General features: G+C 68.0%; 7 protein-coding genes. 3 read left to right on the forward strand and 4 right to left on the reverse strand.

Going from position 1 to position 6,336, the window contains the following annotated elements:
• The first annotated feature begins 316 nt into the window (after window positions 1–316).
• On the forward strand, window positions 317–748 hold the full coding sequence (locus ACWEK3_RS41845) for a hypothetical protein (protein WP_450547729.1): 432 nt from the start codon (window positions 317–319) through the stop codon (window positions 746–748).
• Window positions 749–811: 63 nt separating this feature from the next.
• Here the strand turns inward: ACWEK3_RS41845 and ACWEK3_RS41850 are convergent, their stop codons facing one another.
• Window positions 812–1,285 carry a hypothetical protein gene (locus ACWEK3_RS41850; protein ID WP_453252212.1) on the reverse strand — a complete coding sequence of 158 codons (474 nt, stop codon included), beginning with the start codon at window positions 1,283–1,285 and terminating at the stop codon, window positions 812–814.
• A 224-nt stretch (window positions 1,286–1,509) separates the two neighbouring features.
• On the opposite strand from ACWEK3_RS41850, the gene ACWEK3_RS41855 reads away from it, so the two are divergent.
• Complete coding sequence (locus ACWEK3_RS41855) at window positions 1,510–2,100, forward strand: hypothetical protein (protein ID WP_453252213.1); 591 nt, start codon at window positions 1,510–1,512, stop codon at window positions 2,098–2,100.
• Between the two features lie 318 nt (window positions 2,101–2,418).
• On the opposite strand, the gene ACWEK3_RS41860 is transcribed toward ACWEK3_RS41855, so the two are convergent.
• Window positions 2,419–2,805 (reverse strand): hypothetical protein, encoded by a 387-nt coding sequence (locus ACWEK3_RS41860; protein WP_450547732.1) that lies wholly within the window; start codon window positions 2,803–2,805, stop codon window positions 2,419–2,421.
• 62 nt (window positions 2,806–2,867) lie between these two features.
• A complete protein-coding gene (locus tag ACWEK3_RS41865; protein WP_450547733.1) occupies window positions 2,868–3,041 on the reverse strand; it encodes a hypothetical protein in 174 nt (57 codons plus the stop codon).
• A 622-nt stretch (window positions 3,042–3,663) separates the two neighbouring features.
• On the opposite strand from ACWEK3_RS41865, the gene ACWEK3_RS41870 reads away from it, so the two are divergent.
• On the forward strand, window positions 3,664–4,458 hold the full coding sequence (locus ACWEK3_RS41870) for a hypothetical protein (protein WP_450541020.1): 795 nt from the start codon (window positions 3,664–3,666) through the stop codon (window positions 4,456–4,458).
• 549 nt (window positions 4,459–5,007) lie between these two features.
• On the opposite strand, the gene ACWEK3_RS41875 is transcribed toward ACWEK3_RS41870, so the two are convergent.
• Entirely contained in the window at window positions 5,008–5,940 is a 933-nt protein-coding gene (locus ACWEK3_RS41875; protein WP_450541019.1) for an aminoglycoside phosphotransferase family protein, read from the reverse strand.
• Between the last annotated feature and the right edge of the window lie 396 nt (window positions 5,941–6,336).

Consider the following 6,336-nt stretch of genomic DNA (forward strand, 5'->3'; position numbering starts at 1 on the left):
AAGGGGCCCGTTCTCTCATGCCCGCGACCGCACCCGAACCTCCGTCCAGATGATCACCCGCTGCCACTCGAACAAGATCCGGTTTGCCACAACGCACTGACAGTAGTGGCAAACGACCTGGGTATTGGGCGCCGCACACTGTCAGGTGCTGACAGCGTGCGTGGTGATAGACCATCCCTGGGAGGAGTACGCAAACGTCGCCCGCTGGCTCGGACTCATCTGACGCGGCCGGGAAAATCGCCCTGCCCCCTGCAACCACACGACTCCTTCACGAGTCATACACGCGCAAGCCATGCATCACGCCTCAGGGGAGATCTTGAAGACCCGCACCGCCACGTACGCCGTCATCCTGCTGGCCGCCGCTGCCGCTCTGACCGCGTGCGACGACAGCACCAGCAGCGACAGCAGCAAGCCGGCCAGCTCCGAGCCCTCGGCCACGGCCGCGAAGGAGCCGCCCCAGAAGCAGAAAGACGAGAGCTCCAAGGGCGCTGGCATCCCGCCCAAGCCGACCGGCCAGAAGCGCCAGCAACTCCTCGACGCGCTTGCCAAGGCCGCCCCGGACGTCGTCCGCTACGAGGACAAGGCCATCGACGCCGCCCGCAACCAGTGCAGCTCCATCAACGGCAGGGGCACCAAACTCGACTGGGCCGCCTCGCAGCGCTTTAGCTACAAGGACGTCACCACCACCGAAGCCCAGGGCAAGGCCATCAACGACGCCCTCAACGCGTCCGGCTTCTGCAAGGTCTGACCGCCTGCCACACTGGCCCTGGACCCCGCCGCGCAATCCCCCGTCGCGGCGGGGTTCCGGCGTCTACTCGGCCGGCCGCTCAACGGCCGGCCGAGGTACGGGCAGGGCGCGGGCCACCCAGCGACTGTCAGTGAGCAGCCGCGGCACCTTGCCACCCACATCGCCCAGCCAGTGCCGCCCGCTGGGATGAGCGGGCGGCCGGACGAGGTCGTCAGGAGGCGGCGGGCTTGGCAGCGGTGCGCTTGCGGGTGGGCGCGGATGGGGTTTGGCATCGGCCGAGGCGGTGGCGTTGGTACGGCGGGACTCCTTGGCGGCGCGCTTGGCCGGGGCCTGCGGCTCGGGCGCAGGGACGGTCTGCAGGTGTCGCGTTGGCTTGGCAGCAGACTCGATCGCGGCCCGAGGCTCCGGCTGCTGCTTGGTGACGCCGGCGGTGGCCGGGGCGGTCGCGTCGACGTCGGCCTGGACATCGGTCTCGGTTGGTCGCAGGGTCCAGAGGCGGTGGCCGACATAGAGGGGCTTGTTGTCGAAGACCGGCATCGGGCGATCGATGATCGCGTTGTAGAGGACGGTCGCGGGGCCTCGGTCGACTTCGAGGCTGCCGATGTGGACCCAGGTGTTCCAGCGGCGGCCGCGCGGCAGGGGCGCAAAACCCTACCCCGCTGGGGGTGGATGTTGTGAAGGTGCTAGTGGCAGGCGGTTCGCAGGTGCGTGCGATCGCTCGCCTCAGGCGGATGTGAAAGGGACAAGGGATGGCGGAGAGGGTGGTGCACATCGCGCTCAAGGGCGACGTCGTCGCCATGTGTGATGCGCCGATCGACCGTTCAGCACCGCGAGCCGAAGAGCCAGAGCAAGCAACTTGTGAGGAATGCATCGACCTCTACATCGAGGGGTGGGCCGCAGCGCAAGAGCAACGCTGTGTAGGCGCACCCCCGATGCCCCCGTACCCGCCTTCTCCAGTCAGACGTCCAGCCTGGCTGATGGTTGCAGCCGGAGTCGGCTTGACGCTGGCTGTCGGAGGTGTCGTTTACGCGTTCGCGGGCGGAGTGGACCGAACCGAGCAGGTGACCGGCTCGGTCATCGACTGCTCCCAGACCGAGCTGTTCCGACCCGAGGGAAGTGCGGCGATGCTGCCCGCGCGAGTTGCGCAAATCCGCTTCGTTAACGATGGGGACCAGCCGGAGACCTTTTCGCCGCAAGTCGATGGCGTAACGCTCGTGGCGAATGATGGCAGCCCGGCAAAGGTCACCCTGGCGCCGCACGAATCGAAGGTAATCAACTACCCCTTGAACCCTCAGCGGTATGGGAGCAGTGAGGGAAGTTGCTACGCCCTGGATGTCAGTGCTGCTCGCTGAACCCTTGCGGTAGCTGCTTCCCTGCTCTAGCGATCAGCGAGCGTCGCTGATGTCGGCCGATGTGGCGGAGGGGCTGATCTGCGGGACCAGCCCGTACAGGATGCTCGGGCGGATCTCGGGTTGGCCGGCGTAGCCGCACTCGTGCGGGCCGGGCACCCACTTCCAGGGCTGGGCGTAGGCGGTGCGCAGGGACTCGCGGGAGCGGTCGGGGTCGTCGGCCGCGCAGCGGCGTTGGACGCGGCCTCTGAGGCCGCAGCCGGAGCACAGGCCGAAAGCGTAGCGGTAGGGGCCGCAGCGTTCGGCTTCGAAGGCGGCAATCTAACGCGGGAGAACGGGCTGCGGGTAGGGCCGTCCGCTGCCAGCGACGGGCTCGCTGGTGGTGGAGTCGAACTCGTAGGCGCGCTTGCTGGGGCGAATGGGCAGGGACCACCAGGGCTGTCCCGGGCTGTCGGTGAAGACGTGTCGCACGTTGTGGATCGTGCGGCCTTGGTGGTCGGTGATGAAGGTCTGGCGGGCGAGGAGCCAGCAGCGTCCGCCGAACGTGGTGTACGCCTCGGCGATGTCCCTGGCGTAGGGGAACTCGTCGCCTTGCAGGCCCTCGCGTAGGTTGCCGCTGCGCAGCAGCTCGTTCGATTCGTTCTTGGTGGTGGTGTGAACGATGGGGATGTGGCGCTGAGGGATGCCGTCGAGGGGTATGGCAGGCATGGGTGCCTTCCTTCCTGGTTCTAGGGGCGGGCGGCCCGGCCGGTCGGCCGGGCCGCAGGACGTCAGGTGGTGCGGCGGACCATGCGCTGCTGCTTGGGGTCCCAGTCGCACTCGGAGTAGAGGCGGTTGAGGTCGGGCAGGGGCTCCTCGTCGGCGCCGAGGTCAATGACGAAGCCTTTCGGTGCACCGGGCGACGTCGCAGCGGTCGCGGTGGAGGCTGCTGGGACTGACGCCATAGTCGGGGCAGTTCGTGATCTGGGGTTCGGGCTTGGTGGCCTGGGGTTCGGTGGCCATGTGCTCTCCTTGCGGTAATGGGCCGGGCCGCCCACCTGGTGGGGTGGGCGGCCCGGCTGGGGGAGCGGGGTCAGGGGGCGGCCGGCTTGGCGGGGGTGCGCTCCCTCGCATCGTGGTGACCTTGACGGGGGGCCGGGGCCCGCGGCTGGGGCGCGGGCTGGTTGGCGCCAGCCGGCGTGGTCGCTGCGGCGTCGGCCTGGGCGGCCGGTCCCACCTTCGGCTGATCCGGGAGTCGGCTCCTGTCGCAGAAGAGATGGACGCGTCGGCTTGACCGCAGCCGCCCTGGGAAGCGTTGCGACCGATGGCCTAGCTGGCGAAGCATCCGCCGCCTCTGCGGATCACCCCGCGGCGAAGTTCCGCATGGACGGTCACCGCCGCCGCGGTCAGGTTGGTGAAGCGCTCGTGAGGGGCTGCCGACTGCGGAGCGGGTGCCTACTTGTGGGGTGTCGGCCACGGGTGGAGCGGTGACGTACAACGTCACGACAAAGCGAACGCGTAGTGGCGGACCTCGTGTGTAGCCTCTGTGACTGATCGACTTCGTGATCGGTTCACAAGGGGAGGACTATGAAAGGCACAACACGCTCCGGGCGAAGAACCGGCTGGGTGGCGGCGGGAGGGGCAGTCGCCCTGGTGCTGCTGGCGGCGACGGGGGCCCACGCCGAGGGGCGGGGGGATGTCCGGGTGGTGTCGACCGTCGTCAACGGCGGGGCCAACGTCACGATCGGCACGGCGAAGAAGGTGACGTTCCCGATCGCCATCACCGTTAAGGACAACTCAGGGGTGAAGGGGCTCACCCACGTCAGCACCTTCAACCGCTCAAACGGTTATGGCTTCTTCAGCTGGACGGGCACGACATGCCGGAAGAAGGCCTCGACCACGTCGGTGTGCACGGCAACCATGACGGTGGACCCGGCTTGGATCCCGGACAGTGACGATATCGATTCCAACAAGGTCGCCGGCCTCTGGACGGTGAACGCCACTGTCAAGGCCAACGACGGCGACTACTGGATTTCCGATGATATTGCCCGGTACAAGGTGAAGCGCGCCTCGCGGCTGACGACGGACGCGGCCCCCGAGCCGGTCGCCAAGGGCGCGAAGCTCACGATCACCGGCAAACTGTCGCGGGCGAACTGGGAGACCCTGAAGTACCAGGGTTTCGCCGGGCAGGTCGTGAAGCTCCAGTACCGCAAGGCCAGCGCCACGCACTACAGTACGGTCAAAACCGTGAAGACGGGCCGCTCCGGGCAGCTCAGCACCAAGGTGACCGTCACAGCGGCGGGGAGTTGGCGCTGGTACTTCCCTGGCACGACGACGACGGCCCGGATCGTGTCGGCCGGTGACGCAGTAGCGCTCAAGTAGTCGCCGGATGCGAAAGTCCTGGTACTCCAGCAGCGGAACTGCTCGAGTACCAAGACGTGTCTGCACACAGGCTCTGCCCTGGGTTGAGGCAACGACGGAGGTGCCCAACTGGGAGAGTACTGGTCGAAGATGAGCCGTGCGCAGCTCGTCGACGCCCTCGCCCGCAGCGCACGCCGCCGCAAGAAGAGCGCTGCCTGACCGCCGCGGCGGACCGTATCGACACCACCTCACCCACACGCCCGCGCCCGCTTCTCACAGTTCGCGGCGCTCTTGCCGATCGAGCAGTGAGGCGAGCTCATCCGGTTTGACGGGCCTGCGGGCGAGAACTGGGCGGCCTGCCCAGCATTAGCCGCCCGGCTCGCAGGCGAGGTTCGTATCGGGCGAACGGGCCAGCGATGCGGCCCATGGCCGCCGCGAACGCCTCCCTCCACCGGGCGGGATCAATGCTGAGACCTGCGGCCATCATCGCATCGTCAGTCCACACAGCTCACCATGATCAACGGTGGCCCCACTCGTCCACCCACCGGACCCGGCCAGCACCATCACGCTCTACGAGCGTTCGGTGAGCAACTCAGCCAGTCGGTCGGCAAATTCAGTGAGCCAGTCCAGCCGTGGCCCGCTGCGGGCGATACGAAAACCGTAGCGGCGGCCCCAGAACGCAGCCTGGACGGCATGGAACTGGGCCCACCGCTGGACGCGTTCACGGTCGAGCTCCGCGGCCTCGGCGAAGACGTCCAAGACGCGGTGGACAGCCTTGCGCAGGTCATCCACTGCAAGGAGCGTCAGCGCGCGGGACTTCAGAAATGTGCCGCCGTCGTAGGCAGGATCTCCCACGTATCCCTTGGGGTCGACAGCCAGCCACGGCTCTCGGCCGGCACGCAGGACGTTCCGGGCATGGAGGTCGCCGTGAATGAGTGTGTCCGGCTGGGCCCGACCCAGCTCCCGAACGGTCGCCACGGCGGCATCCAGCACCTGACGCGGCAGTGCATGCGGCAGCTCCTCGGCGTCCTTGCGCAGCTGCTCTTCCCAGGCATCGGCCTGCTCACGTAGCCGTGGCAGGCCGGGTGGTGCGGGGATGGCCAGGCGGCGATTGAGCCGTCCGGCGACCGCCATCACCTCGTCGCCGTCCTCGACCTCCGCCAGGGTCGAGGGCTGAACCCGCTCCAGCAGCATCGCGAACCGCTCGTCGTCGCGCTCATGCAGCAGGACGGCGCCGCACCCGCCCCACGCAACGAAGGCATTCGGCTCATGGACGTTGCCGGGATGCGGAAACGACACCTTCAGCACGGCGCTCTCCTCAGCCCGCCGCCGTACCGGAACGATGATGCCGACGCCCCCGTGCATGACCTCACCATCCGGCACGCACCCCCAGCGCCCCAGCAACTCCTCCACGATCCCGGGCAGCTCGGCGATCCACGCCGCCCCGGCCTCCCCCTCACGGTCGACGGTGCTCTGTGCGAACTCCTCTGGAATCGCGATCACCCCGGCACCCTACGCGCCAGCTCGCCGCAGCCACCAAGCCCAAGCCGGCCGCTGCCGCAGCCCGACAGGCCGCGCACTGCGAAGATCGCGATCTACAGCTGGAGTACTGATACTGCAACCGCGTCTGGTGTGACGGCTCCCGTTCACACTCCCCGCTCGGCACCGCCGAGTCGGCGTGATCGGACGTCATGAAGCCGCCTCCAGATGCGTGCACATGCGCAAGTCTCCGTAGTCGAGGGCGCCCAGATTCGAGGCCACCAACGGGCGGTCGACGAGTCGGGGCAGGTGCCGCTGCTCGAGCCCTAGACGAGTCTGTCCGAATACGGTCAGTGGTCATAGGCGGTCAGTGAGCGGCTGACCGCCTGGCCTGTCTGGAAGTTGTGCCAGATGGCGGCA

Source organism: Streptomyces sp. NPDC004721 (genome assembly GCF_053601495.1).

Bases quoted from the DNA above. Each gene is read 5' to 3' on its own strand.
- ACWEK3_RS41850 (WP_453252212.1), bottom strand. From the start codon at position 1,285: ATGCCGGTCTTCGACAACAAGCCCCTCTATGTCGGCCACCGCCTCTGG.
- ACWEK3_RS41860 (WP_450547732.1), bottom strand. From the start codon at position 2,805: ATGCCTGCCATACCCCTCGACGGCATCCCTCAGCGCCACATCCCCATC.
- ACWEK3_RS41865 (WP_450547733.1), bottom strand. From the start codon at position 3,041: ATGGCGTCAGTCCCAGCAGCCTCCACCGCGACCGCTGCGACGTCGCCC.
- ACWEK3_RS41870 (WP_450541020.1), top strand. From the start codon at position 3,664: ATGAAAGGCACAACACGCTCCGGGCGAAGAACCGGCTGGGTGGCGGCG.